Here is a 2,734-nt window from a genome sequence, read left to right as displayed (position 1 = left end):
GAACCTGATCCTGCCGCATGTGGCCCGCGCCGACCTCAAGGCGGTCTATGATGCGCTGGTCGGCATCGGCCTGGCGACGGCCAATTCCAACCTGATATCGGACATCATCGCTTGCCCGGGCCTCGACTACTGTGCGCTGGCCACAGCGCGCTCGATCCCGATCGCGCAGGAAATCTCGCGCCGCTTCGCCTCGCTTGAGCGGCAGCGCGAGATCGGCGAACTGAAGCTGAAGATCTCCGGCTGCATCAACGCCTGCGGTCATCACCATGTCGGCCATATCGGCATCCTCGGGGTCGAGAAGAAGGGCTCTGAGCTCTATCAGGTGACGCTGGGCGGCTCGGCCGACGAAAACACCTCGGTCGGCGAGATCATCGGCCGCGGCTTCTCGTCGGAAGAGATCACCGACGCCATCGAGCAGATCGTCGAGACCTATCTCGGCCTCCGGCTCGACCCACAAGAGAAATTCATCGACGCCTACCGCCGAGTCGGTCCCGCGCCGTTCAAGGAGGCGCTCTATGCTGGCGAAGCCAAGGCCGCTTGACCGTATTGGAGACGTCGATGACGGTATCGCCGCCAAAGCGGCGGGGCTCGATGCGCTCTATGGTCATCTGAAGCCGATCGAGATCATCGAACGCTCGGCCCGCGAACTGTTCCTCGACGAGATCGCGGCGGTGTCGTCGTTCGGCGCGGATTCGGCTGTGCTGCTGCACATGATCGCCAAGATCGACCGGACGCTGCCGGTCATTTTCCTCGACACCGGCAAGCATTTCGAGGAGACGCTCGGCTATCGCGACGCGCTCGCCGCCGATTTCGGGCTGACCAACATAAGGGTGATCAAACCCGAGGAAGCAGCACTCGAACGGATCGATCCGACGGGCAATCTGCATCAGAGCAACACCGACGCCTGCTGCGACGTGCGCAAGGTGGAGCCGCTGGCGCGCGGTGTCGCGCCATTTCGTGCCTGGCTCACCGGCCGCAAGCGTTTTCAGGCCGCGACGCGGGCGGCGCTGCCGGTGTTCGAGGCGGTCGGTCCGCGCATCCGCATCAATCCGCTGGCGCATTGGACGACATCGGACCAGGCGGACTACATGCGCGCCCATGCGCTGCGCGAAAATCCGCTGGTCGCCTATGGCTATCTGTCGATCGGCTGCTTCCCGTGCACGCAGCCGGTGCAGCCGGGCGAGGACGCGCGCAGCGGCCGCTGGGCCGGTCACGCCAAGACCGAGTGCGGCATTCACCTGTCGGGGCTGGAGAAGTCGCTGACCGACGCATCCCTAGGATATGCTGATATTCAGGTTAGGCTGGCCTGCAAACGGCAGCTTCCTGCGCTTCCGGTGCTCACGTACTTCAAGTACGCTCCGCTCCGGTTCTCGGAAGCCGCTATTTTCGGCGCAGCCTGACCTGAATCTCAACACATCCTTGGTTCGTTTGACTATTTAGGAACTTTTTGATGACTGAACCGACGACAGCGGAGACCCGACTCTGGACCCCTGCGGGTTTTCACGAGGATGAGTGGACGCATGCCGAAAGCGCCGATGCGCTGTCCGGCAACGGCCGCTTCATCCTGCCGTTGCAAGTCTTCCTCGATCTGGATCCGGAGGTGCGCCGCTCGGCCAAGGAACGGCTCGGCGTCCTGCTGCAGCCTGGTGATCAGCTCGAGAAGATTGCCGACCTGCTCGACCAGCTGTCGCTGGTGGCATTGGCCTTCCCGGCCTTCAGCGACGGCCGCTCCTTCTCCAAGGGAGAACTGCTGCGCGGCCGCTACCATTTCGAAGGTGCCGTTCGCGCCACGGGCCAGGTGCTGGTGGACCAACTGCCGCATATGCTGCGGCTAGGCTTCGACGAGTTCGAGATTTCCAATGCGGTGCTGTTGAAGCGCCTGGAGGAGGGCCGCACCGGCGGATTGGGGCTCTACTACCAGCCAGCCGCCGTGCCGGAACCAAAAGGCCCGAAATACTCCTGGCGGCGCGTTCGCAGCAGCTGACGTTGCGGTAATTCCGCGCGTCTTTACATCAGCCGTGTTCAGGCCTTCTCTTGATCGTCCGGATGGAAAATCCGTGGAACGATCGGGGAGGGGTCTTCATGCGTTACGACTATGTCATAGCCGGCGGTGGGTCCGCCGGCTGTGCGCTTGCCGCGCGGCTTTCGGAAGATCCATCGAAAACGGTCTGCCTGATCGAAGCTGGCGGCGAGGGCAGGGATATGCTGATCCGCGCTCCGGCTGGCATTATCGGCATGCTTTCCGGCCGGCCCAGGATCAACAACTGGGCCTTCGAAACCGTGCCGCAGCAAGGTCTTGGCGGCCGCAAGGGCTACCAGCCGCGCGGCAAGGCGCTGGGCGGCTCCAGCGCCATCAATGCAATGCTCTATGTCAGGGGCCATCGCAGCGACTATGACGAATGGGCAAATCTGGGCTGCGAGGGCTGGTCGTGGGATGAGGTTCTGCCCTATTTCCGGCGCGCCGAGGGCAATGAGCGCGGCACTGATGCCTTGCATGGCGGGGACGGCCCGCTGAAAGTGTCGAACCAGCGCTCGCCGAGGCCGATCGCCAAGGCCTTCATAGAGGCTTGTGCCGAAAACCAGATTCGCGCCTCGGACGATTTCAACGGACCGGAACAAGAGGGCGCCGGCTATTTCCAGGTGACCCAGTTTGCCGGTGGCGCCCGTAATGGCGAGCGCTGTTCGACTGCCGCCGCCTATCTCCATCCGGTGATGCAGCGGAGCAATCTGACCG

At 63.4% G+C, this 2,734-nt stretch carries 2 protein-coding genes and 2 pseudogenes; all 4 read left to right on the top strand.

The genetic code is table 11. The features are described 5' to 3' along the window. Positions 1-541: pseudogene (locus EN939_RS28670) on the top strand (nitrite/sulfite reductase); the annotation flags it as partial. Continuing rightward, a pseudogene (locus EN939_RS28665) lies at positions 516-1,274 on the top strand (phosphoadenylyl-sulfate reductase); the annotation flags it as partial. The pseudogenes EN939_RS28670 and EN939_RS28665, both read left to right, overlap by 26 nt. 176 nt (positions 1,275-1,450) lie before the next feature. Further along, the gene (locus EN939_RS28660) at positions 1,451-1,984 is read left to right on the top strand and encodes a DUF934 domain-containing protein (protein ID WP_127271069.1); all 534 of its coding nucleotides are present in this window, start codon (positions 1,451-1,453) and stop codon (positions 1,982-1,984) included. 98 nt (positions 1,985-2,082) lie between these two features. After that, on the top strand, positions 2,083-2,734 hold a 652-nt coding region (locus EN939_RS28655), incomplete at its 3' end, for a GMC family oxidoreductase (protein WP_206528361.1).

Source organism: Mesorhizobium sp. M7A.F.Ca.CA.002.05.1.1 (assembly GCF_003998335.1).
Taxonomy (GTDB): Bacteria; Pseudomonadota; Alphaproteobacteria; order Rhizobiales; family Rhizobiaceae; genus Mesorhizobium.
The sequence above is the reverse complement of the archived record's forward strand: the minus strand, read 5'-3'. Positions and strand labels throughout refer to the sequence as shown.

What these genes read in the sequence shown, in the direction of transcription:
- EN939_RS28660 (WP_127271069.1), top strand. Translation starts at nt 1,451, where the DNA reads ATGACTGAACCGACGACAGCGGAGACCCGACTCTGGACCCCTGCGGGT.